The organism is Shewanella sp. AS16 (assembly GCF_021412365.1).
GTDB classification, from domain to species: Bacteria; Pseudomonadota; Gammaproteobacteria; order Enterobacterales; family Shewanellaceae; genus Shewanella; species Shewanella salipaludis.
This window is the reverse complement of record NZ_JAKCLK010000006.1, coordinates 52,639-77,583: the sequence shown is the minus strand read 5'-3', so window position 1 is coordinate 77,583 and position 24,945 is coordinate 52,639. Positions and strand designations below refer to the sequence as shown.

Genomic DNA, 24,945 nt, shown 5'->3' with positions numbered 1-24,945 from the left:
AATTCCTTCCAGGGGTTGTTGACTGTGCTGAATCAAACCACCGGGAGGAAACAGTCCTCCGGCAGTGAGCATCCGAAGGCTACCGCTTGTGGTGGTGATGATGGATAGCGTTCAGTATCTGGCTCATATGTTCTCGATTTCCTGTGGGCCTTGCCCTGGTTCGTTAATGCTAATTCGTTGGCGGGCAGTCGTTCATCGACCTTGTTTACCCGTGCTGTGTTTTTAAACTATGCGCTTTTTCTCCGCTTTGCAACCCACAATTTGCTTGTTGAAGTAAATTCAGCATGCGATAAAGACATTAGATATAACCTAAGTTGCGGCGTTCCCCTGTGCGGCATACCGAGACAGGCTTCCAGGCCGGATGCTTGTAGTCTCGGCTGAAATCCGCATAATGCCGGGCAACAGATGAGCCTTAACCAGATGAGTGCATTTTGATCAGCCGACTAGCCACCGAAGTTGCCCGCGTGTTTGCCGCAGATGGGGCACTCGCCAGGCAGGTAACAGGTTTCAGCCCCAGGGACAGCCAGACGGCGATGGCTGCGGCTGTCAGCGAGGCCATAGCGACCAGATCGAGTCTGGTCCTCGAAGCCGGCACGGGTGTCGGCAAGACTTTCGCTTATCTTATCCCTGCGCTGCTCAGCGGCAAGCAGATCATCATAAGCACAGGCAGCAAAAACCTGCAGGAGCAGTTATTTTACAAAGACTTGCCGGCACTGACTCAGATGTTGGGCCTCAAGCCAAAACTGGCTCTGCTCAAGGGGCGCAGCAACTACCTGTGCCAGCTGAGGCTGGATAAACAGATGCAGGAAGCCAGCCATACTGAGGCGCGGTTGCTGGACGATCTGCTCAAGGTCAACCAGTGGGCCGGCACCAGCAAGGACGGTGACATAGGCGGCTTGACCAGCGTGGCGGAAAACTCGCCCGCCTTGCCGCTGCTGGTCAGCACCAAGGAAAGCTGCATAGGCAAACGTTGTGATTTCTATGACGAATGTTTCACCCGCAAGGCCCGCGCCAGGGCCATGGATGCCAGGGTGATAGTGGTCAATCATCATCTGTTTTTCGCCGACAGTTTGCTCAAGGACACGGGCTTCGCCGAGTTGCTGCCCGATCCCGATGTGGTGATCTTCGATGAGGCCCACCTGCTGCCGGATATCTGCGTCAACTACTTCGGCCAGCAATGTTCGAGCCGAGTGTTGGACTCGCTGTTGCAGCAAGTGTTGGCCCTGTACCGCAGCGAGCTGGGGGATACGGGCCAGCTGGCCCAGTTCAGTCAGCGCTGCCTCGCCAGGCTCGCAGACTGGCATAACGCCCTTTATGCCAGGGACGCCAACGACTGGCGCCAGTTGCTGGGTGACAAGACCCTGGCCGGCTTGTCCTGGGGGCTCTTGGATGAATTGCAGGCGCTGGCCAAACTGCTCACGGCCCACCTGGGGCGCAGCGAAGAACTGGATGATATCGCGGTAAAATTGGCCGAGTTCAACGCCAAACTGGCGCAGTTTTTCCATTGTGACAATCCACAGGCGGCCTACGGCATAGAGCTTGGCAACAGATTTGTGGTGCTGCGAATTTCACCCATAGACATTGCCAGGGAATGCGCCGAGCTGTTCAATCCTGATACCAGCTGGGTATTTACTTCGGCGACCCTGCAGGTCGACCGCAGTCTGGCGCATTTCGCCAAGCAAATGGGCATAGACAAGGCGCGGCAGGCCATTCTCGACAGTCCCTTCGACTACCCACGCCAGGCCTTGTTTTGCGTGCCCAGACAGCTGGGCAGCGTCAGTAACCAGCAGCAGGCACTCAAACAGCTGGTGGAGGTATGCCTGCAGGCGATAGATGCCGCCCAGGGCCGCACCTTCATACTGTTCACCAGCCATAGGATGCTGGAACAGGTTGCGCTGGCGCTGCGCAGCCGCACCCAATATCCTTTGCTGGTGCAAGGGCAGGCGGGCAAACAGAGCCTGCTGACCAAGTTTCGGCAATTGGGCAATGCCGTGCTGCTGGGCACCGCCAGTTTCTGGGAGGGGGTGGACGTTCGGGGCCGGTTGCTCAGCTGCGTCATCATAGACAAGCTGCCCTTCGTGTCGCCGGACGACACTCTCTACCGTGCCCGCGCCGACAGCGTGGCGCGCCATGGCGGTGATCCCTTCACCGAGATCTCGCTCCCCCAGGCGATCATCTCCCTGAAGCAAGGGGTCGGCCGGCTGATCCGCGACGAGAAGGACAGAGGCGTGCTGATCCTCTGTGATAACCGCATAGTCAACCGCTCCTATGGACAGGCCTTCCTCAATTCGCTGCCGCCCATGGCCCGTACCCGGGATCTGGACAAGGCGTTGGCCTTTCTGCGCCGGATCCCTTAGCCACAGCTCCATTAGTCAGAGCCTCATTAACCAAGGCGGCCCCCCCGCAATTGCAGGGGGCGGGTGTCCGAGTCGATGCTTGCTAGAGTGCCAAATTTCCTTTAGGATAAGCCGTTAATAACAGTGATTATATTGGCATGGAAGCGCCCCGGCTGTCAGGAAGATAGCAGCATAGAGCCATTTGGTTTCATTCCCCCTATCTCCTTCCATGCGCAGCGTGATTTGCGCTTTCATTGTTGCCGGTATTGGTCGCCAGTCATGACCTTGGGTTATGGCGAGTGCCTGATGTTTGACAGCCGTAAGTGCATCAGTTTTTTGTACTAGGGCATTTAGGCAAGAGGCCTGAGCTTGTGGTGCCTAAGATGAACTTAGCCCGCGCGTCAGATGCAATTCATTGTTTTAAAATGTTGGTTTGTTGAAGTGAGCAACGAGGCTAAGTATGCATATGCCGTATCGTATGAGTGTCTGGCTGTTACCATTGGCGGCGTTCTTGTTTGTCGCCACAGGTTTTTCGGAGGAGTCCATGTTGGGATTATTTAAGAAAAGTGTCGATGTTGAAGTGTTCCCTGAGGTATCGGGCAGGATCACCCACCAAGGCCAGGCCGTCGCAGGCTTGAAGCTGAAGCGGGGATACAATTATGTTGACGCCATGGATGAGACGGCATGGGATTATACCGTCACAGATGATGAGGGACGTTTTACCTTTCCCGAACTGACGATGAAATCCAAACATCCAAATAGGTTGTTCGTAGAAAATAGAATAATTCAAATGATAAAGCTGGATGATGGCAGATACAAAGAATACGAAGATGCCTTCATTTGGGGAGCCAAGTCGAGAGGGGTCAAGCATATTGCCTATTTTGTCGACCGGCTGGCAAGGCTCAACTGCGACTTGGTCGAACCTGAAATGGTGCATCAGATCATCGATGAAGAATTTCCCGATGGCAGTGTGCGTTATGAAGTTCAAAGTATCTGCCGCTGGCCCGAACTGGAAGCCATCGAAGTCGAAAAGCGTAAGAAATACGGTGAATGGTAAGTTAATCAACAACAGAACAAGGAATGTTTTATGGCAATGCTCTCCCCCAAATTGGCCTCTGAGCTATCATCCAGTGTTTACGATTTAATTGGCGACTCATCTGGTCTTGGATTTGGTACTCAGTACATTAGAAATAATTTTGAGTTTCAGCGCAGTGGCATAGGTAAAACCGGCGGTTTTATCTTGGATAGGCAGTCTGGCTTCGCGGCTATGGGCGTGGGGAAAGATAGATTCCAGGGCGATGCCATTATTGCGATTCGCGGCACCCAATTTACCTCCGCCGCCGACTGGAGTACCAATGCCCAGATTGGCCTTCGAATGGCGGACAATAAGCAGCCGGTGCATGCGGGCTTTCAGCGGGCATTCTCATCGCTGCGACCGCAATTTCAGGTGTTTTTGGATCAATGGCGCAGCAGTAACCCGGGCGCTGCTGTGCACTGCGTCGGCCATAGCTTGGGCGGCGCCATTGCGACCCTGACCGCAGATTGGGTCGCAGGTCATTACACAGACAATGTCAATCTCTACACCTTCGGTGCGCCCAGGGTCGGCCTGAGCGGCTTTTCGATAAAGAACACTGCGAGTGTCAATAAGATCTTCAGGTGCACCCATGGGGCCGATCTTGTGCCTAAGGTGCCGCTGTGGCCCTTTATCCATTCTCCCTATAAAGGCGTCGAGTACCGTTTGGACAGCTCCCAGGGGCTGAGTATTGCGGCCCATGGCATGGATCCCAAAACGGGTGCCGTTCCAGGCTATCTCTCAACGGCCAATACCGAGGATTGGGGAAGGCTGCGAACCCAGGCGAGTGATTTCTTGCAGCCGGTAAAATTGAAGTACCCTAACCGGCATCAGGCGAGTTTCAGTGATTACTGGTGTGAACGTCTGAGCGCCGCGTTAGTCACCATATTGCGTGAAACGGGTCATCTGGCCGCGATAACAGTCCAAGCGGCGATCAGCGGCGGTGCAACCTTCTATGATCTGGTGGCACAGACGTTGGAACAAATCGCCCGCGCCGGTGAGTCTGCCGCATCGGATGTTAAGGGCTTGCTGGGGCATATGTTGGCTTTTGCCGGTGCGGTAGTCACCACAGTGGCAGATTTAACCTATAAAACCATACGTACCATCTTCGATATGCTGCTTAAGCGGCTTTATGCCGGTGTTAGAGAAGCATTGGCATGGGTGCATAGAAGCTAGTGTCGTCTATTCCCATACCTGTGCCGCTTTTAGTTGTACAGGCTGTACTGCACAGTCTGGAAGGGGTGCAGCACATTCATCGGTGTTGATTTCGTCCCCTGCGCCTGCACGCCAGGCCAGGGGATGAATGCCATGCATGAGTAACAGCCTATGTCTTTGCATCTGAGGTTTTTCCAATGCATCTGATCCTGAATGGATTTGAGGATGAGTTATGGATTTAAGCTGGGTGATTGCCGGAACAATTGTTCAAAGTCTGTTGGCTTATGTTGTATTTTTCATGGTGGCTGTGGGTTTCAGTGCTATCGGGACGAGTCATCGGCCGACACCGTCAGACTATACTGTGTTAAATTCTGCGATTTACGTACTGCCGGCCTGCTGTGCAATGAGCGCTATCCTTGGGCTAGTGTTCTATCATTTTGGCGCAGGCAAAATGGCCTATCTTTGGTATGTGATGCCATTGGTGTTTACGGCCGCATATTTGGGTTACATTCGATTTTTTATAGAGAAAAAAGCCCAATGACTCGTGCCGGTTGATTCAACAACAGCCCAGCTTTAACAGACAGGGATACGATTAGCGCCAGATGTTACCCTGCCGGCCACTCTGCCGTATCTTCCTCATCCTTCTCGGCTTCGGCCAAGGCAACTAGCTTGCTGCACCAGCCCCCAATTAGACCTACTCCCCACTGTGCCATAGCCCCATAAGCCCATAGTCATAGATAGCCATAGTCATAGCCATAGTGTCAGTGCCATAGCGCGAGAAACGCTGGGCAGCATCAGTAAATCTAAATGTGTTTTTGTAAGATTGGCTCGCAAAGTGTCAACTTGGTTCTATACTCCTGATTAGAGCAAATTCTGTTTGGGGTTACTCACCCGCTACGGCGATTCAATCACCATGGAAGAAGGTTAGTTATCAGGATGATAGCAGCATCAATCTATTCGATTTCGTCCTTTCATTTACCTTTCCTTGTGTAGATACCCTGCCGCTGCGGCCAGTCAAGGCTGATTGCTTAGCTGCAACTATGTATGCCGTTGGTTATTTGAGATAAGCCAGTATCAAATTCATAAATGCAGCCGAAACCAATAAGAGACTCAGATCTCCGAAAGCATACCGCGGCATCTGGAAGCCCAGCATCAGGGGCGGTAGCGTGACTGGATATGAGCCAATTCCCTGCATCAGGCGCCATGCAGCCCGCCGCGAATGCATTCATGTCGCCATGGCAAGGATACCGAAGAGACCTCTTTTGTCTAAGGCCGCTGGTGCAACAATCCAGTGTTGGACTTCTCCTTCGACTTTGAGAGGGCTCGTACTTGTTATAAAAATGTTTCGTGAAAAATAGTTCGGAGTGGGACATAAAAACCGATAAAGGAGGTAACAAATGATTTCTTTGAAGAGCTTCACAAAAGAGCACTGGATTGGAATTGCTGGTATCATCGTCGGATTACTACTCGCATTTCTAGTTCCATACTGGCAAACTTACTGGGTTGAAACTCCGCAACTTTCAATAGAAATCAACTCCATATCCCGAGAGATTTCTTCAGAAGCTGGTATAACGAGCCAAGATTACCCTGAACTAGGAGTGCTTGACACTAGGAGTTTTGGCTCATCGTCAGGGACGTTTTTTCGTTTGTTAGGGGAAGATGGTTCTTTTGCGCGTAGAATCGAGTCTGGTCGCAAGGATTTGGTGAGCCCAGAAACTCTTAGGGAGAGGCTTGAGTATACAAAGGAGGAGCTCAAGTCGCTGCCAGATAGAATTGATAGCGCGAAGACAAAACTTGAAGAAGTGAAACAGATAACCCCGACGTCCCTTACTTTGCAAAAAATTGCGCGTTTAAATGCGCCTCTGCTGGACGAAGTCGGTGAGGATGAGTTCGATGCATCTGTTTTTAAACAAAAGCGTGAGAACGTAGACCAGAACATAATTTATTTTAAAAATATAATTGACACCTTTGTTAAAAGGTACGAATCACGTTTATCTTCTACTGAAGAGAGATATTCAGAGCTTCAAACCAACCTGCCTATTGCTGAGAGGAAAATTGAGTTATTGATTGCTGAACTAAAAAGGAATAAATCATTTTTTAGGGTGTCGGCAATTCTCGCAAATTCTGGCAAGTCAAGTATATCAATTAAGAAGCCAGCATTACTTAGAGTATATATCGGAACTGGAAACTATGTTGATTTAAAGATGGAACTTGAAAAGTATCAAGAATCAGCTGAAGTATCAGCGCATGGAACTAGAATTGCTTCATTTAAATCGAAAGAAATATCGACCATCCCTGACGACGATCAAAATCTAATCAATACATATTGGGGGCAGAGTGTGCATGCAATATTATTCATAGAGGACATATTGAGCTATATAAACACATCAAATCCGATTGCATTTTCGGAAGGGTTGTATCAGAAGATAATATATGACAGGTTAGAGGGGGAAGCTTCCGATAAGAAATATTTCTCCGATCAGTATTGATACATGAAGTGGGCTCGCATAACAAAAGAGTATCAATTTTTCTTGGAAAGATCAATAGCTTGTTGTTCGCGGCGCTTAAAACAAATGCGCCGATTATCGTTGACATTAAGTGTGTTAAAACAGGCATGTTTATTTCCTCACAAGCAAGTTTGGATGTCCTGCTTATATTGAGATATATAAGTATGACTGTGAATATGGGGCGTTTGTTAGTTTCAATTAGCTGCATTTTCCTGTTAAATGGCTGAGAGTTATTTACTTCACACTATGATGCCTACAAGACATGAACTTTACAAAGTTTAAGGTTGAACATGTAAAATTTTTTGAAACTTGGGCTAAAGTGGGGATGTTGAAGGGATATGAAATGATGTCATATTGTGACAGGGGGGATTCAAGTTTGATAGACGTTTTTGTATTTTAAAAGTCAAAAAATAATAATAACAAAACAAGCCAGCAAGTAGTTAAGGTGCTTTGGGAGGACTGTAAGTTTTCTTTAAGTAGAAAGAAGCTGTTCAGTAAGGTATTTAAGGATGGCTCGCTTCCTGAGATTGAAGTAAACTATGATTGTTAGATAGCCGGTGGACTCGACCGTGTAAATGCAGCACAATAATTTGCGTTGCATTTAAACTTTAAATAGTTAATTAAAGTGGTTGGTGTCAAAACAAAAGGAATGATTAAGTAAAGTTTGTTTATTTATTTAGCTGATTAGTTGTTCAATGTCTGAACCTGGAGTTTTAGCTAAGGAAACGGACGGTAAAATAGAGCAATGATTGGCTTTTTAAGTTAAAAATACAATTGATTCAGACGAGCTAGCTGTCTTATTGAATGCTAGAATGGCTGTGAGATAATTTATAAATTAATAATAAATGGTGACAAGAAGTAGATTAGAAGAATTAACCGTTTTTATAATATACTCCATGTTAAATAAATTTATTAATTTAATCCTATGAAAACAGTTCATAATACTATGTACAGTAAACGAAAACTGCCGCTTTTCTTTAGTTTTTTGTGCTGGCGTCGTTGCCATGCTCGACCTTCACGGAAGATCCTCCATACTTAAATGAACGCTGTGTTTTTTGTCCTTGCAGGCATCGTCGTTGTCTCGGTGATTGTCAACTTTCTTCTATCTGCACGCGCTTAGCGTATGTAAATATCTCGCTTTTAATTACAGATAATTTCCATTGAGTAAAGTTTCAGTGGCAGTCCTCAGGGAATAGAGACAAGAGTGAGCACACTGTTTTTTAATCAACATGGCCTCACATGAGTGGGTAAGTTCATGATACTGGATCTGATAATAAATCCATCGTACCTCAAAAAGTGACGAAATTGATGATATAGAACACACCATACATGCCTACTATTTAGATACTAAAAGAGAGTTGTCTTGATATTAACTAGAGTGCGGTATTATTAACTTGGTTATGAGTGAATGATCATGGATCAGCGAAGTCGCATCAAAAATTTATAATTCGCATTGGAAGTAAAGGAGAGAGAAAATGTCATACCCATTCAAAAATCTCGTTTTTGAGGGCGGCGGTGCAAAAGGAATTGCATACATTGGAGCAATGCAAGTTCTTGAAAAAGAAAAAATTATAGATCAAATATCGCGTGTTGGTGGAACATCTTCAGGTTCAATAAACGCGGTACTGCTTGCTGCCGGCTATAGCAATACAGAAATGTTGAAAATCCTCAAGACTTTGGACTTCAGCGATTTCAAAGACGATAGTTGGGGAGTGCTATGCGACATGAAGCGTTTGAAAAATAAATATGGTTGGTATAAAGGAGACTACTTTAGTGATTGGATTGGTCAACTTCTAAAAGATAAAACAGGTTCCGCAAACATCACGTTTAAAGCACTTGCCGAACACTCTAGGAAAGAATTGTTCGTTTATGCTTCAAATCTATCAACTACCTTTGGGGAGGTGTATTCACCAGAACATACGCCGCGTATGAGAGTTGTTGATGCTGTGCGGCGTTCAATGTCTATACCATTATTTTTTCAAGCTGTTAGAGATGATCGAGAAGACGTGTTTGCTGATGGCGGCGTCATTAACAATTATCCGGTAAAAATATTCGATCGAAAGAAGTATCTTGGAAACAAAAGTTTGGAAAGGGTCCCGAGTTACTATGAGGAAGAAAACAAGAAGTTAATGACAATTTTACCTAAGAGTAGTCCGTACATCTACAATAAGGAAACTCTGGGATTTCGTTTGGATTCTGTTCAGGATATTGGGGTGTTTCGTGATGGTCAAACGCCTAAAAGAGCAGAAATTGAACATTTCCTCGACTACACAATGCAACTAGTAAAAACATTGCTGTCTGTACAAGACAGCCAGCATCTACATAGCGACGACTGGCAAAGAACTGTATACATCAATACTTTTGGCGTTGGGACTACAGACTTTAATTTAACTGATAAAGTAAAGGAAATGTTAGTTAAATCTGGGAAAGACTCTACTAAAAATTATCTGAAATGGTGGTCTGATGTAAGCAATGATTTGGCCGTGAATCATCCAAATTCAACAGACTAAGTGTTTTTATGTGTACATTGCTCTTAATCCTAAAAGGAGGTCAATCGCATAAAGAATTGTTGCAGATAAAGTTTGGCTCGTCACCGATTTTTTCTTCGGAAAAATGCTACTTCAATACCGACTGAATACAAATGTAATGTGTTAAGACGTATATTGTATAGGTCAGTGGAAGCAAAAAATATGATGATTTATGCGTTAGTGGGCGTTGTTGCCTAAATGGGGGAATTTGCTGCTCCTGATGCGATCTGATCTGCACCACTACTTTTGGACACCGAGCTAAGTGAGTAAAATCCCTTAACGAGGTGAAAAATGACCACTAAAACTAAACGTAAAATCCATACCGCTGAATTCAAAGCCGAGGCGTTAAAACTCGCCAGTCGAGTTGGTGTTGCCGCAGCAGCCAAAGAGTTGAAACTGTACGAGTCGCAAATCTATAACTGGCGTGCTACCAACGAGAGAAAATCCAGCACCAGTCAACGTGAAGCTGAACTGGCCGCCGAGGTGGCTAAGCTTAAACGGCAACTCGCTGAGAAAACTGAGGATTTAGATATCCTAAAAAAGGCGGCCACCTACTTCGCGAAGAATCAAAAATAGCCCGGTTTGAATTCATCCTTGAGCATCAGCAGCTGTTCACGCTTCGAAGAATGGTGCTGGCACTCAAGGTATCGCGAAGTGGGTATTATGCGTGGCGTAGTGTCGGTCGGCAGCCCAGTCCCAGGCTGGTTAAACGCACGACCCTGGATGCCAAAATCAAGCTAGCCTTTGAAGCCAGCAAGACACGTTACGGCGCCCGACGTATCCAGGTTGACCTTGCCGAACAGGGTGATGCTGCCGATGTAAAGACCATAGGCCGCAGCCTGAAACACCAGGGTTTGGTGGCCAATGCCGCCCGCAAGTTTAAGGTGACCACAGATAGCAATCATCAACTGCCTGTGTCGCCTAACTTGCTGAAACAAGACTTTACGGCAATGGCACCGAACCAGAAATGGGTAGGCGATATGACCTATTTAATGACAAGTGAGGGCTGGTTGTACCTGGCGGTGATTATCGACTTGTACTCACGGGCGGTGATTGGTTGGTCAATGAGCTCACGAATGACGTCTGAGTTGGTCTGTGATGCTCTGAAAATGGCGCTGTTTCGGCGTGGCTTCCCCAAAGAGGTCATTACCCATAGTGACAGAGGCAGCCAATACTGTTCGCATGCGTACCGAGATTTAATAGCAAGACATGAACTGAATCAAAGCATGAGCCGTAAAGGCAATTGCTGGGATAACGCCTGTGCTGAGAGTTTCTTCCATTCACTCAAAGTCGAGGCGATTCAATATGAACCCATTATGGACAGAGAAACTATGCGTCAGGCTGTGTTTGAATACATTGAAGTTGATTACAACAAAAGCAGAAGGCATAGTGCCCTTGGCTATCTAAGCCCAGAGAATTTTGAACAAAAGAACAGTGCTTAGCAAAATGTCCACTTTTAGTGGTGCAGATCATAATGAACGTTCCCCTGGCGTCCCCGGTTACAGCTGCATCAGCAAGCGTGCCAAGACTGTCGAGATTAACTATTGCAATCCAAGCCGCGGGGCGATTGCCCACTTGGTTGTCGATGCCACAGGGCTGAAAGTTTACGGTGAAGGCGAATGGAAAACCCATAAGCACGGCAAGGAAAAGCGTCGTACCTGGCGTAAACTGCATCTGGCGGTGGATACCGCCACACATGAAGTGATAGCTGCTGAGGTCAGCTTGGAAAGTGTGGCCGACAATGAGGTCTTGCCTACCTTATTGAACCTACTGAGACGCAAAGTTAAGCAAGTGTTAGCCGATGGCGCTTATGACACTAAAGCCTGTCATAAACTGCTGAAACGCAAAGGCAGCAAGCCCACTATCCCGCCCAGGAAAAATGCGGGTTACTGGGAGGACGGTCACCCTCGAAATGAGGCCGTCAAGGCGCTGAAAAGTCATGCGCTACAGCAATGGAAGAAAGACAATGACTATCACCAACGCTCATTATCGGAGACGGCCATGAACAAAGTCATAAGACTGGGTATGCCCGTTCGCCAAGTGGTCAATTAACACCGCAAGCCTTGATGGGGACAGACTTGCCTGCGAATGATTTGATCAACAAGGCCAGTTGATGGCTAACAAATTGTTGCAAGGGACGTTTGACCCGCTGCCAATTTTTGCTGCTGTAAAAACAGGTATCGCCTCACCCTCCCCTGAACTTAGGCATTAGGTTTAGAAAGGAGGAACTATGCTGTCATGGAGTGATGTATTAAAATTATTTATTCTATTCTTGTTATCAATTGTGTTTTCCCTGATAAAAGATTGGCTATCCAAATATAAAGAAAAGAAAGCTAAGCAAGAATCCGTCTGGCGCCTATTAACTGTAGAGTTACGTAGAGCCAGTTCCGATTTAGCAGGGCTTAAAAGCTTAGTTGAGGCATACGACAACGGAATGTATGCTGGGTTGTAGTGGTTTACTCACAATTTAGATGAGTCGGTAAAAAGGATTATCCAGCGGTTGTCTGAATTGGATCCTAAAAAGACCTATTTATATGCAAAATATGAAGCAGCACATACACAGATGGAAAATAATATTCAATCACTGTGTCACATAATTCATGCTCTGATTACAACCAAAGCAATTCATGAAGAACGAGCCAAAAGGGCGACTAAGTCTCAGGTTGCAGTTTTAATTGAAAGTCTCATTGAAATTTCCGAGTCATCTCTTGAGGTTATGGAGGTTATTCGTGCCGAGAATGAAAGAAATCCTATTTATGATGAACAAATACTCAGAGAATTAAAAGATGTGGTGGCAAAGTTAAAGTATAATAAGTTAGTTCATCGGGTTCATATATTCGCCGTTGCTTTTGGTATTAGCCATTAAAGCAGATTTTTCAATCTAGTTAATATTTTATCCATCATCGAAAAAAGGAGAGGGAACATGAAGAAACTGCTGTTTGAAACTCCGGTAAGTCAACGCAAAGGGAACTTGCTAAATATATTTTTAACTCAATTTTTAATTCTTATCAGCCTAGTTGCATGTAGTGGCATTCCAATATCTTACTACGATGCGACCACCTACACACAGCTAACTAGTTTAAAAGCAGAAACCACAACGCTGGTTGGAAGCTTTGACACTAAACCATTCACTGAAAATAGAGAAAGAATTGAAGCAACAACTCTGAGCCTTAAAAAAGCCTACGAGTATGAAAAAGGAAAAGGCAATCCAAATAGTGATACAGAAAAGCAATTTACTAAAGTCGTAGGCTTGTTTATGGATGATGTACAATACTACAAGGAAGATGGCCCTGGCGCGTTAGGGAAAAAATATTTTCAAGAAGCTTCTGTGGTCTTAGGGCAAGCATTCGATATCGCGATTTCAACAGAAAACCTGAAAAACAAAGACAAAAAATAGGAGCTAACCCATGAGCAAATTTACGGATTTTATCGATGGAATTGTTGATGAAGGAAAGATTCTTGCAAAAGGAGAGCTTAAGAAATTAGTTGCAGATGCAAAAAAAGAGAAGTCCGATTTTACTCGATTACAAGCAGAGAATCTTGAGCGCTGGACTGTGATGTTGGCGGAGGGTGATCTAACCTCTAAAGGCTATAAAAAGCTGGTTCGAAAAATGGAAGTCTTAACGCAGCTTGAAGTCATTAAGCTGAAAGTAAGTGCTAAAGCGAGTGCACAGCGACTAGCTGAAGGCATCCAAAGTTTGATCATAAATAGCTTATTCGCCCTAATTTGACGCCTAACAAGGCGTTGTATCCGCCCCTAAACCGGGCGTTGATATGATTCCTTGTCAATAGATAAAAAGGTGTCCGTGACGGCCATTAAAAAACCGGCAGGACCTTCTTGGTGAAGTGCCTTTAGCAAGTAAGTGTCGGCGGATGATCTTGCATTCTCTGTCGGCACTGGCTGGTTTGGGGATCTGGCTGATGTAACGTAAATACTTGTTGCTCCTTGAAGCTTGGCCTTGGTGGGCAATGGCGCCATGATAAGTTACAGTATTACCAATAACGTCAGAAACCATAGCAATGTTAGTAGTTCTCGTGTGTACGTCCAAGCAGATGGAAATGTGCTAGTTTTTAACATGTCGATCTCTTGTGATGTTTTCCCATTGAACTGCAAAAGGCCTCAAAGAGTGTGACTCTGGTTTCGCTAACCTATGAGAAAACACGGATTCCGACACTCAATGCCGGAGGATATTATGTCTAGTCTTGAGGGAAGGTCATGAATAACATTCCTTTCTTATTCACAATTTTGCTATCTGTATTTGCATGGACAACAAATCAAATTGTTAGCAGTTTAGAGAAAGAGCCTGTGATCGAGATTACTAGTAAAAGCTATGAATCAGACACCCAAAAGCTTACTTATGTCTTGACCAATGTTTCTAGCAGTTATCTCTTTAAGAATCTAACATTTGAAATATACGACGATAGCGCTAAATGTTTTGGTAAGCAAGATGTTATCCTTGGCCCTCCAAATATGAAGGCTCAGGATACAAAGAAACCTCAATGTAGTAGCGAAAAATCGGCAGAATTTGAGATTTATGAGTTTCATCCATCTTCTTCTATTTACTTGGTCGCTAATATCATGTTTGACGAAAATCGAGTGGTTAGTGCTCTTTATGTCAAAAGTAACGAAGCGATAAAGGTGCTACCTAGCGGTTTGCAGACATTTTTGATAAAGCACAAACTAGGAATATTGATGTCACTATTTGCTACCTGGTTTGTTCTTATTTGTGCCTATATATGTTTCGCTAAAAGGAGTTGGCTCGATGTCAGTAGCTAAGAAAGTAATGACTACATTAATAATCTTTTTTTCCTCTCAACATCAAGCCAAGCGTTAGAAAAGGTTAGAGTTGTGGATGCTGATAGCAAGAGAGGGATTCGCGCGTACATAGATAAAATAAACGTAACAAAGGTTAAGGAAAGAGTATCTATTACTGGTGGTGATGGATATATTTTAAAAGATTTTACCTGTAACTTACTTGAACAACTGGTTGTTACACCAGTTAATGATAGTGTATACTATTTCGACATGTTCGATTGCCCTATGCCAAATAAACTGATTTCGCTTAAATCAAACAAGCGCCAGGCAACATTGTTAAAAAATGCGGAGTGGAGCCTCAATAATGGAGACTTCGGTACAGCAGCATTAGCATATACAGAAGCCGCTTACCGTTTGTCATCTTTGGATAAAAATAGACAGGAATCTATTAATCTAGAAGTAAATGCATATAATGCAGCGGGAAGGTATCTATCGGTAGTTGATAGCACAGTGTTTGATAAACAACAGAACAAGCTGGTTATGAGTCCTCAACTTAAAGAGGCTATTCTTGGCTTGAAAAATGAAAAAGGACTTAAGGCAACTGGAGCGCTAGATTTTCAAACATTATCTACAATGTCTAGTAAGACATTATCAGAAATTCTCTTTATTGCTCCAAAACAAAACTAGCAAGCTGTTCATGAAATATTGGGCTGAAATGTCTTGTTGTACTTTAAGCGAGTCAAGTGATGAGTTGTAACATCATTTTGCAGCTCAGTTGAAACATGACGTAGTGGATAGTTTAAGTGCAGAAGCAATGCATCAAAAATTTTTATGATTTTGCATATTCTGACTAGGCTTAAGGTCAATGGATTTACCCAAGGAGACGATAATGTATGACAAGGGAAAGCAAGGCGACCTTGAGCTCATCCGGAAGGCCAGATAAAGACAGGACATGTATGGTCATGAAAGAGATCATTTTGGAATCGACAATCAGATGCCCGGTTTGCGGTCATATGAAAACTGAAACTATGCCGACAGATTCCTGCCGCTTTTTTTATGAGTGCGAATCCTGCTCCACTCTGATGCGGCCTAAAGCGGGTGATTGCTGTGTTTTCTGTTCTTATGGTTCGGTCAAGTGTCCGTCAATTCAGCAGGGGAGCGCTTGCCGGCACGAATAGAGCCGGCATTAACTGATTCAAATTCAAATTCAAATTAGCATGTCTTCCGCTTTCCCCTCCCTTCTTTCTGCTTTCTGCTTTCTTCTTTGTCGCTTTGATGGTATCAATTTATTTTAATTCATTGTTTATGCGTTTTTATAGTGCGCCTAAGCTTGTCGCATTAAATGTCGCTCAGCCCGTTGGGGCGGTTGCCGGCGGTGGATGTCATTAACCAAATCAGTATTGGGGGGCAGGGATGGGAGAGCCTCAATCTTCAAATCTGGGGTTAACAGCCGCGGAAATTCAGGTCATAGCCTCAGATCTGACCCGGCTTCGCTCGCGAGTCGATTCACAGCTTGCGCCTGTGTATCCGCATTTTGCGGGTAAAGCTTATCCACTGGGGCGCTGCAAGGAAATCCGCGATGGCGTGTATCGCGAGCTGTTGGCTCAGATAGCGACTCCTGAATTACCTGGGCTGGCACTGATTAAACAAAGCTTGGACAAGGGTGCCGTGCTGAAAAAAGCCTGGGGCTCGCTGCGCGACGAATACTTTCAAAGTGCGATGCTGTTAGACCTATGGTATATCGACGTGGCCAACGATACAGTGCATCTGCATAAGCCCAAAGTGGAGATATTGCCGCTGGCCGGTTCTGGGTTTTCGGCTATTACTAGCTTCGGGCAATTTGTCAAAATAGCCCGCGCCTATTGGGAGGTCGATATCTACCGCAATGAGGTATGTCCGGCACTTGCGCCGTTGCTGCCATTGCTGTGTGTCGGCAAAAACAACGCCAGTTGGTTGGCCGCGGCTAACGATGACATGCTGGCGTTAGCCATGGAGAGCCAATTTACTGTCTCCGAGGCCATCTTAGCGGATTTGCCGCCCCCGCCCGAGTCCATTGCCGCTCGCTGGAAGCGGGCTTTGCAGCCACTGGCTGCCAATGATTTTTTACACTGTGACTGTGACGGTGGCGCTCTCGAATATTGTCAGGCTTACCGAACAAAAGGGTGCTACTTTGATATGACATTCAGGGATTTGGCTGTACATGCCTACCTGCAGTTGCCCAAGGTGATTTAAGCCGGCTGTGAGCCGGGGTTATTTTAGTTGAAAGATTGAAGACCCAAGGCGGCTTATGCCATCTATTGGATGTTGAGCATGGCGCTATATTGAAGGTGGCGGCAAGTGACAGTAAGTGAGGTGTGAGGGCTTGGACTTGCGGAGATAAAAATGGATATTTCAGAGGGAAGTGACTATGGAACCTGAACGTACCAGAACTTGGCTGGCTTTTATTTTAGTGGGTGGTTTTGCGCTGGTTGCCTGTTTGACCGTGTCTCTGGTGATCACCGGCTTTCTGCAAACCAACGATGCGATAGAAATATTGAAGGCATTCTCGTCGGTATTTTCCGGTTTTGTCGGTCTTGTGATAGGTTACTATTTCGGTAGATCGGAAAGCAGTAACAATAACGTTCCGCTCAAGGTCGAGCCGGACGCATAACGGGTACCAGGACAGGCTTTGCTAGCCGAAACTGTGGAACTCAACAATAAATTCACTTGATGCAACTCTGCAAGAGTCGCTGCAAGATGTACTACGCGCTCAGGCGCATCAATCAAGCAATGGGGTAGTGTGACGTGGAAGCTGGGTAGCTTGCTATAGTGTCATTGCGATAGACAGGGAGATTTTGCCATGGAAAATCAAGCGAGAATGCTTTCGGTAGTGCCTGACTGGGCGTCGACGTATCACGTGCGTGAGGCCAAGTTGGACGATGTTGTGGCAATGGCCAGCGTCACCCGCTCGAGTTGGCTCAAGGCTTTTCAGTCATTCTTGCCCGATCCTGTCCTTAAACAGGGAACACAGCAACACTTCGAGCAGCTCTGGCGCACTATTCTGCTCAATGCGCCTGAAGAGGAAGCCATCATCATAGAGGATGAAGGTGAGGTAGTCGCCTGTGGGGCCTGTGGCATGTACCGTTTCGACTACAATCCCCCTCTGGGGGACATTATCAAGCCCAATGCCGGGGAGCTATACCGTGGTTATGTTACGCCCGTGTATCAAGGCTATGGTTTGGGCCGCAGCTTGCTCGCCAGGAGACTCGCCATGTTGGCGGCCAGAGGCTGCAGCGATGTGTATACCTGGGTGTATGAAGACAATAGCTCCGCGAGAGGCTTCTTCGAGCATCTCGGCGCCTCTATCATAGGCATACGGCATGGCAAGACCATGGGGTCGCATTGGTTTCGGGAAGTCTGTTATCGGGTGAAGATAGACAAGCCGGCATAGGCTGAGTGCCAGCGGGTGACAGTGCCATGCACTGACATGACAGGCTCAATCATGAACAGGCCCGGCAGATGCCGGGCCTGAGTGTTTGTGCTGGGCGCTGCGGCGTTTCAGCCGGCCGGATTGGCCAGCTGCGCCTCTATGGTCTGCACCAGATACTCGGTGAAATCATGACCATGATGTTGCAGCATCTTGGGGAACATGGAAATCGGCGTCAGCCCGGGGAAGGTATTGATCTCGTTGAGCAAGATCTGGTTATCCTGGGTGAGGAAGAAGTCGATGCGTGACAGGTGGCGCAGCTTCATGCCCTTGAAGGCCTTGATGGCGTAGCTGCGGATCTGCTCGCTGATTTCCTGGGCCAAGCCTTGTGCCACCACATCTGTGCGTGCCTTGCTATTCTTGGCGTATTTCTCATCGAAACTGTAGAAGCTGTTGGCCTCGCAGATGATTTCCCCCGGCAGAGTGGCGACCACCTCCCCCTGGTACTCATACACAGCCACTTCCAGCTCGCGGGCCTTTATGGTCTGCTCGACCACCACATAGGGGGCGTAGTCGAAGGCTTCCGCCAGCACGGGTGCCAGCCTGTCTGGATCATCGACCTTGTAGCAACCGACCGACGAGCCCTGGGAGGCGGCCTTGATGAAGACTGAGCCCCATTGGGCCAAGGCGGCCTGAGTCTGTTGCAATGCCTCGGCATCATTCTGATGCAGGAAGATGTAAGGGGTGTTGGGGATCCCCAGGGCGCTGAACCACATCTTGGCGGTGATCTTATTGAAGCAGTTGCTGCTGGCCTCGGATTCGCAGCCGAAGTAGGGCAGTTGGATCAGGTTGAAGTAGGACTGAATATCGCCGGTTTCGCCTGGAAAACCGTGAATGCAGGGGATCACATAGTCCACTGGCCAGGGGGCCTTATGCTCGTCTTCGAAGCGGATCTCGCGTCTGTTGGTCAGTTCGCAGCCCTCGCCCGCCGCGGTATGATAATGGCCCTGCTTATCCAGCTCGACCCTGAGCACCTGGAATAACGGGGACTTTGCCAGCGAGGTTTCGAAAAAATTGGCCGAAAGCAGTGAGATAGCGTGCTCGGCACCACCACCACCACAGAGCAATAGCAGGTTGATTTTTGACATTATGACTCCTGAGTCGACTGTCCGGATAAGGGAGAAGGGCCATCCGGCCCGGTTATCCGTGACGTTATGATATCCGTGAAAATACGAGTAGCGCACCTATGCAGACCAACGGGTCAGCAAGAGCGCAAAAAATCATACGAACGCTATATGCAAGCTATGGCGCCATCTTAATGATCCTCGGCGCCGCAGCGCAAGGGCCTGGGACGTAAATGCCGAAATAGTGCCCGTCCTTCCTCTAGGTTTCCCCGGGTCCCGGGGCTGATTCTCAGCCAGCCTCGTTACTTCTCTCTTATACTTCCCTCTTAGCCTCCTTCCCCAAGCTTTGCCTAACGGGCGTCTTGTTGCTGCTGCCACAGCCTATGGGCCAGGCCCGAGGCCCTCTGGGTCGCCTGCATGCAGGCGCGCTCGAACACGCCCTGACTGCCGAGGCAGCTGAAACTCTGTTTGGCGCGGGTCACGGCGGTGTAGACAAGCTCCTTGGTCAGCAGTTGCCACTGGGACGGGCTGGGGCTCGGCGGCAACACCAGGGCCACCTGTTCGAACTCACTGCCCTGGCTCTTGTGTACCGTCATGGCGAAGCAAGTGTCATGGCTCGGCAGGCGGGCGGGCAATACCTTGAGTATGCTGCCATCGGCCTTGACGAAGTGAGCCATCAGCCGCTCGGGCCTGTCGTTATCCCGCAGGACAAGCCCTATGTCGCCGTTGAATAACCCGAGATTATAGTCATTGCTCTGGATGATGATGGGCCGCCCCAGGTAAAACTCTTGCTGGGGTTGTATCAGCTTGGCCTGGGTCAGGGCTTGGGTGACGCTTCTGTTGATGCCTTCGACCCCGTAGTCGCCGGCGCGCATGGCGCATAGCAGTCGGTAGCGGTTGAAGGTTTCTATTATGGTGCCTGTGTCTCTGTTGATGGCGGCGTCAGGGTCTTGCCCGTCCAGGTTGTCGGCCTGCCCGGCGTCGCGCCCGTGGATCAGGCCAAGATACTGGCCATAGCCTGCCACCGCCTGTTCGAGTAACAGCTGCAGGCCCTTATTCGCCGCTTGAGCATTCTGGGCCGGGTTGCCTGCGGCGCCAAACTCATGGTTGAACCAGTGAAGCTCGCGGTAGCCATGTTGCCAGGCGCGCATGATGGCGCCCTTGTCGGCGTTGTTGACTGCCGTTGCCAATACCCCTATGCCGGCATCGCCCCTGAACCTGTGGCTATGGAGCAGCATGCAAAGGCTGTCGCCCAGCCTGGGCTCAGGGTCGACGAATGCCGTCAGATCCGCCGCGCAGAGGGAAGACAAGCGCTCGGCCTGGGCCTGGGAATAGCGCATGCGCCACTGGGGGCCGGCCTTGTCTTGCCGCTGCGACAGCCTGAGCCCGGCGCAGATGTCTGCCAGCACGGCGCCGGCCTCCACCGAGGCGAGCTGGTCCTGATCGCCGAGCAAGATCAGCCTGGCTTCATCCGGCAGCGCCTGCAGCAACTTATGCATCATGGGTAAGTCGACCATGGAAGCTTCGTCGACGATCAGCAGCTCCAGCCGCAGCGGATTGTCTTTATGGTGCCGGAAGCGGTGGGAATCTGGGATCACCCCCAGCAAGCGGTGCAGGGTGGCGGCCCGCTCAGGGATCCGCTGTAATGCGGTGCGATACTCGGGCAAGATGGCGCCATCGCGCTCCAGCTCAGAGGCGAGCCTCGCCTTGGAGGCCTTGATCGACTCGCTCAAGCGGGCAGCGGCCTTGCCCGTCGGCGCCACCAGGCGGATGTTGAGCTCCTGCTCCAGTTGCAACAGGAATAACAGCTTGGTGACAGTGGTGGTCTTGCCCGTGCCTGGGCCGCCGGTGATCACCGCCAGTTGCTTGGTCAGCGCCGTGGCGGTGGCAATCTTTTGCCAGTCCAGCCCTTGCGCCTGGGCGGGAAACAAGAGTGCCAGGGTCGGCGCCAGCCTGTGCTGCTCTGTGGCTATGGTACCACTGGCCAAGTTGAGCAGCCTGGCCGCCACCTGAGTTTCGAACTGGTGATAGCGCTGCAGGTACAGGCGACCGTCTTCGAGGATCAGGGGGCAGTGACTGTCGGCATCGCCAACGGCGGCGAATCCTGCCAGCGCCTGTTGCAGTGCATCTTGCTCGAGCAAGATCCGGCATTGGCTGTGGTTTTCCTGCATTGGGTTGGCCAGATCCACCTGTGCCAGCACCAGGCAGGTATGCTGCTGGGACAACTGCCGGCTCAGGAGGGCGCAGAAGAGCAGGAATAATTCCTCTGTCTCGCCATGGGCGGCGGCAAGCTCGAGGGCGAAGTGGCGATCGAGCGGCGTCAGCAGTCGCTGGGCTTCCCACTGGGACAGCAGCTGGGGCAGGGGGGCGGCTGCGTGGATCATAAATTGAACTCCATTTGAGCGCCTGGGTTGGCGTGGGGAGCGGCCTCCTGTGCGACAGGCGTTGGCGGCTCGCCGTTAAACAGGGCGTCCAGTGCCTGGATCAGCGCCTTGGGCGGTTTATCGTAGAAGATGCCGGCATCCGGATGTGCGACCGACATGCCGCGCAGGAACAGGTAATAACAACCGCCAATATGCCTGTCGTAGTCATAGTCTGTCAGGCGGGCCCCCAGATACCTGTGCAGTGCCAGGGTGTAGAGCAGGTACTGGAGATCGTATCTGTGGCTGCGGATGGCCTGGGTCATGGCGCTCTGCCGGTAGTGGCTGAAGTCGTCGCCCAGATGGTTGGACTTATAGTCACAGATATAGAAGCGGCCCTGGTGTTCGAAGGTCAAGTCGATGAAGCCCTTGAGCATGCCCTCGAGTTCATCGAAACTCAGCTCGTGGCGGTAGCCGTTGGCCTCGCCGCCATAACCGAATCGAGTCAACAAGGCGTTGAGGCCGCCGGCATCGAGGCGCGCCAGCGGCAGATAGAACTCCATCTCCACCAGCTTCTGCCGCTCGCAGAGCCGGCTCAGGCATAGCGGCTCGTCTGCTGTCTGGGCTTGTTGTGACTCTGGGTTGTGAAGCCTGAGTGGCGCGTGCAGCAGATCAAGATACCAGTCCTCGAGCAGAGGTTGCCATTGGGGGTCTATGCCGTATTGCGCCATGGCCTGGGGCAGGTGGCGCTCCAGCTCAGGGTCTGCGACGGTAAAATCGATGAGCTCCAACACCAAATGCATGAAGCTGCCGGCATTGGCGCCGCGCTCGAAACTGAAGCGGCTCTGCTCCTGCGAGCCGGGCTCAGCCTCGGATGGGCTCTGCGGCTGCAGCCGGTCTTGTGCAGGATCGAAGCTCTCATCGTCGGCCCCGGGGCTGGTGCGCTCGTGGGGCAGGTTTTTCACCAGACCCGAGTAGCTGCCGACCCGCCATGGACGGCTCAGGGGGCGGTTCAGGGGCTTGGGCGCGAGTTCACCGCGCTCGGGGCGGTTGTCGGCCAGTGGCGTCTGCGCTATCTCGTCCGGTATGGACTCTATGCTGATGGCCTCACTGGCGAGCTTTTGGGTCTGGGCCTGGATGCGGCCAAAGTCGCAGTCCTTGCTGTCTATGCCCAGCAGATAGCCTATGCCCGTCTCGTGCAGCTGGCTGCTGAGGCCGGCGACCTTGGTGACCTTGCTGTGGTTGGCGACATAGAGATAGCAAAGATACACGGGGCGGGTGAGTGCCACGTACAGGAGACGTATGTCTTCGGCCAGCACCTCGCGCTTGTAGGCTTGCCAGCCTTCGTCGCTGCCCTCTATGTCCCACAGCAGGCGTTGCTCCTCATGGTATAGCATGGGCGCCGGCTTGCGGCGATTGTCCCTGGCGAGGCTGACGAAGGGCAGCAGGCAGACAGGGTATTCCAGGCCCTTGCTCTTGTGTATGGTCACCAGCTGCACCAGGTTCTGCTCGCTCTCCAGCCTGAGCTGTTGCTCGTCTGTGCCGCTGTTTTCCAGCAGCTGTTGCTGGTACCAGTTGACCAGGGCGCTGCTGCCATCGAGTTCGGTGGCCTTCTGCTGCAGCAATTCGGCCAGGTGGCGAAAATCCGTCAGCCGGCGTTCGCCGTCGTCACTGGCCAGCAGACGGCCGATGAGGCCTGTGTCGTTGGCCAGGTTCAGCAGCGCCGGCATTATGCCGCGCCGCAGCCAGAGGTTATGGAGCTCGAAGAATTGTCCAAGTAGGGTCTGCCGGCGCTCTTCATCCTGATTGAAACCGTGGATCTGCAGCGCATCGAAGCCGAGCAGCCGGGTCGCCAGCGCACTGCGCAGCGCCCGCTCGTCCCTGGGATTGGCCAGCGCGGCCAGGACCAATGCCAGTTCCCGCGCTTCCAGGGTGTCGAACACGCTGTCGCGGCTGAGGAACACGGCGCCTATGGAACGGCGGCCGAGGGCTTCTTTCATCACCGCCGCCTCGTTTCTGTCGCGCACCAGCACGGCTATGTCTTTGGCCTTCAGGGGTTGGCCGGCGATATGGCATTGGCCCTGCTGCGCCTGGGTCAGGAGCCTGGCTATCTGGGCGGCGGCATCGTCGGCGAGCTTGGCCCTGGCGGTGAGTTTGTTGAGCCCCTTGTCCGGGTCTTCGGCGAGCAGCCGCAGCCGCAAGGCACTGCCGTCGCCGCCGGTTTCCGTCAGGCACTTGTTGGCGGCGCTCGCCGGGGTGGCGACGGCATCGAAGGGGATGGCCCGGCTGAGGAAAGGATCGCCCGATTGCTGGAATAGGCTGTTGACTGAGGTCACAAGTTTGGCGCTGGAGCGGTAGTTGGTCTCCAGGTAGTAGTGCGCCTGGGTCTCGTTTCGCGCCTGGATATAGGTATGGATATCGGCGCCGCGAAAGGCATAGATGGCCTGTTTGGGGTCGCCTATCATCAGCAGGCTCAGGGGGGAACCCGGGGCTGGTTGCTGTTGATAGATGCCGGAGAAGATCGCGAATTGCAGTGGATCTGTGTCCTGGAACTCGTCTATCAGGGCCACGGGAAAGCGACTGGCGATCGCCTGGCCGAGACTGGCCGGATTGGCCGCGAGCGCCTCGCTCAGGGTCAGCAGCAGATCGTCCGGAGTCAGCAGGTTGCGCTGCTGTTTTTGTTGGCGAAAACGCCTGTCTATGCCGTCTCTGGCGCCGGCCAGGAAGGCCGGCGCCACGGCGGCGATCAACTGGTGCAGCCTCTCTATGTGGGCCAGCAACGGCGCTTCGTCGGCGCCCGGCACCACGCCGCCCTTGTTGAGCTTGAGCCCGGACAGGGACAGGGCATCGAGCACCTTGTCGTCCGGCAGGCCGTTGCCGTATTTGACCCAGTTATCCAGGGCATCGAACATGGCGCCGAGCTTGGGGTACTTGTCCGCCGCCTTGCCGAAGCGGGCGCCGTTGAGCGGCAGCTCATGCAGCAGTTCCAGCAAGGCCTGCCGTTCCCTGGGCCAAACCAGTCTGAAGCGGCTCAGGCTCTGGCTCAGCTCTTGGGTCAGGGGGCCGAAGGCGACGGGCTGCACCTTAGGCTCGGCCTGGCTGGCGCCGAGCAAGGGTCTTAACTTGCGCAGCAGATTGTCGGGATCGCCGAATTGGTTGGCGATGATCTGCGCCAGCTCTTCGCTCAGGGGGTAGCAGGCCTCGCGCCAGAAATCCCGCACCGCATGGTGCAAAAATTCGCTGTCGTCCAGGGTAAATTCGGACTCGAACAAGAGCGAGGATTCGAATGCCATGTCCGACAATATCCGCTGGCAGAAGCCATGTATGGTGTAGATGGCGGCCTCGTCGAGCGACTTGAGCGCCAAATCCAGGCGCTTGAGCGCGGTGGCGCGCTCGGCCTCGGGGATGGACTCATACAACTGGCGAATAAACACATCTTCGGTCGGCAGGCCGAGGAAACACTTGAATGCCTGCTGGATGCGGCGTCTTATCCTGTCCCTGAGTTCCTGGGTGGCGGCATTGGTGAAGGTTACCACCAAGATCTGCTCGCAGCCGAGCGGTTGGGGAATGCCGTCGCCGAGCAATAGCCGCAGATACAGGCCCGAGATGGTATAGGTCTTGCCTGTGCCGGCGCTGGCCTCGATCAGGCGGCTGCCGCCGAAGGGCAGGGTCAGGGGGTTGAGTACTTGTGCTGTCGACAT

20 protein-coding genes and 1 pseudogene are annotated in these 24,945 nt (G+C 50.6%); 18 read left to right on the top strand and 3 right to left on the bottom strand.

Features of this window, described 5'->3' with window-relative positions:
• Positions 1-434 precede the first annotated feature (434 nt).
• From LZP73_RS14785 to LZP73_RS14700, 18 genes and pseudogenes are all read left to right on the top strand, one after another.
• A complete protein-coding gene (locus tag LZP73_RS14785; protein ID WP_234235831.1) occupies positions 435-2,357 on the top strand; it encodes an ATP-dependent DNA helicase in 1,923 nt (640 codons plus the stop codon).
• A 523-nt stretch (positions 2,358-2,880) separates the two neighbouring features.
• A complete protein-coding gene (locus LZP73_RS14780; protein WP_234235759.1) occupies positions 2,881-3,393 on the top strand; it encodes a DUF4198 domain-containing protein in 513 nt (170 codons plus the stop codon).
• Positions 3,394-3,603: 210 nt separating this feature from the next.
• Positions 3,604-4,584 (top strand): lipase family protein, encoded by a 981-nt coding sequence (locus LZP73_RS14775; protein ID WP_234235758.1) that lies wholly within the window; start codon positions 3,604-3,606, stop codon positions 4,582-4,584.
• Positions 4,585-4,795: 211 nt separating this feature from the next.
• Positions 4,796-5,104, top strand: a complete 309-nt coding sequence (locus LZP73_RS14770) for a hypothetical protein (protein ID WP_234235757.1) — start codon at positions 4,796-4,798, stop codon at positions 5,102-5,104.
• Between the two features lie 856 nt (positions 5,105-5,960).
• Positions 5,961-7,052 (top strand): hypothetical protein, encoded by a 1,092-nt coding sequence (locus LZP73_RS14765; RefSeq protein ID WP_234235756.1) that lies wholly within the window; start codon positions 5,961-5,963, stop codon positions 7,050-7,052.
• 1,493 nt (positions 7,053-8,545) lie between these two features.
• On the top strand, positions 8,546-9,580 hold the full coding sequence (locus LZP73_RS14760; RefSeq protein ID WP_234235755.1) for a patatin-like phospholipase family protein: 1,035 nt from the start codon (positions 8,546-8,548) through the stop codon (positions 9,578-9,580).
• 309 nt (positions 9,581-9,889) lie between these two features.
• A protein-coding gene (locus LZP73_RS14755; protein WP_234235754.1) for an IS3 family transposase occupies positions 9,890-11,040 on the top strand; the annotation gives its coding sequence in 2 pieces (ribosomal slippage) (positions 9,890-10,133 and positions 10,133-11,040; 1,152 coding nt in all).
• Between the two features lie 29 nt (positions 11,041-11,069).
• Positions 11,070-11,650, top strand: a pseudogene (locus LZP73_RS14750) (IS5 family transposase); the annotation flags it as partial.
• 178 nt (positions 11,651-11,828) lie between these two features.
• Positions 11,829-12,050: a hypothetical protein gene (locus LZP73_RS14745; protein ID WP_234235753.1), complete on the top strand. Its 222-nt coding sequence runs from the start codon at positions 11,829-11,831 to the stop codon at positions 12,048-12,050.
• Between the two features lie 48 nt (positions 12,051-12,098).
• Entirely contained in the window at positions 12,099-12,464 is a 366-nt protein-coding gene (locus tag LZP73_RS14740) for a hypothetical protein (protein ID WP_234235752.1), read from the top strand.
• A 57-nt stretch (positions 12,465-12,521) separates the two neighbouring features.
• Complete coding sequence (locus LZP73_RS14735) at positions 12,522-12,995, top strand: hypothetical protein (RefSeq protein ID WP_234235751.1); 474 nt, start codon at positions 12,522-12,524, stop codon at positions 12,993-12,995.
• 10 nt (positions 12,996-13,005) lie between these two features.
• A complete protein-coding gene (locus tag LZP73_RS14730) occupies positions 13,006-13,329 on the top strand; it encodes a hypothetical protein (RefSeq protein ID WP_234235750.1) in 324 nt (107 codons plus the stop codon).
• A 485-nt stretch (positions 13,330-13,814) separates the two neighbouring features.
• On the top strand, positions 13,815-14,375 hold the full coding sequence (locus tag LZP73_RS14725; RefSeq protein WP_234235749.1) for a hypothetical protein: 561 nt from the start codon (positions 13,815-13,817) through the stop codon (positions 14,373-14,375).
• A 72-nt stretch (positions 14,376-14,447) separates the two neighbouring features.
• Complete coding sequence (locus LZP73_RS14720; protein WP_234235748.1) at positions 14,448-15,041, top strand: hypothetical protein; 594 nt, start codon at positions 14,448-14,450, stop codon at positions 15,039-15,041.
• Between the two features lie 275 nt (positions 15,042-15,316).
• Positions 15,317-15,532: a GDCCVxC domain-containing (seleno)protein gene (locus LZP73_RS14715; RefSeq protein ID WP_234235747.1), complete on the top strand. Its 216-nt coding sequence runs from the start codon at positions 15,317-15,319 to the stop codon at positions 15,530-15,532.
• Positions 15,533-15,875: 343 nt separating this feature from the next.
• A complete protein-coding gene (locus LZP73_RS14710) occupies positions 15,876-16,586 on the top strand; it encodes a hypothetical protein (protein WP_234235746.1) in 711 nt (236 codons plus the stop codon).
• A 175-nt stretch (positions 16,587-16,761) separates the two neighbouring features.
• Positions 16,762-17,004, top strand: a complete 243-nt coding sequence (locus tag LZP73_RS14705; protein ID WP_234235745.1) for a hypothetical protein — start codon at positions 16,762-16,764, stop codon at positions 17,002-17,004.
• A 189-nt stretch (positions 17,005-17,193) separates the two neighbouring features.
• On the top strand, positions 17,194-17,784 hold the full coding sequence (locus tag LZP73_RS14700; protein ID WP_234235744.1) for a GNAT family N-acetyltransferase: 591 nt from the start codon (positions 17,194-17,196) through the stop codon (positions 17,782-17,784).
• 107 nt (positions 17,785-17,891) lie between these two features.
• Here LZP73_RS14700 and LZP73_RS14695 read toward each other — a convergent pair whose 3' ends face one another.
• The 3 genes from LZP73_RS14695 to recB all read right to left on the bottom strand — a co-directional run bounded on the left by LZP73_RS14695 (position 17,892) and on the right by recB (position 24,945).
• Complete coding sequence (locus LZP73_RS14695; RefSeq protein ID WP_234235743.1) at positions 17,892-18,908, bottom strand: D-alanine--D-alanine ligase; 1,017 nt, start codon at positions 18,906-18,908, stop codon at positions 17,892-17,894.
• A 326-nt stretch (positions 18,909-19,234) separates the two neighbouring features.
• On the bottom strand, positions 19,235-21,268 hold the full coding sequence (gene recD / locus LZP73_RS14690; protein WP_234235742.1) for an exodeoxyribonuclease V subunit alpha: 2,034 nt from the start codon (positions 21,266-21,268) through the stop codon (positions 19,235-19,237).
• Positions 21,265-24,945: an exodeoxyribonuclease V subunit beta gene (gene recB / locus LZP73_RS14685; RefSeq protein ID WP_234235741.1), complete on the bottom strand. Its 3,681-nt coding sequence runs from the start codon at positions 24,943-24,945 to the stop codon at positions 21,265-21,267. The genes recD and recB overlap by 4 nt, the downstream gene beginning before the upstream one ends.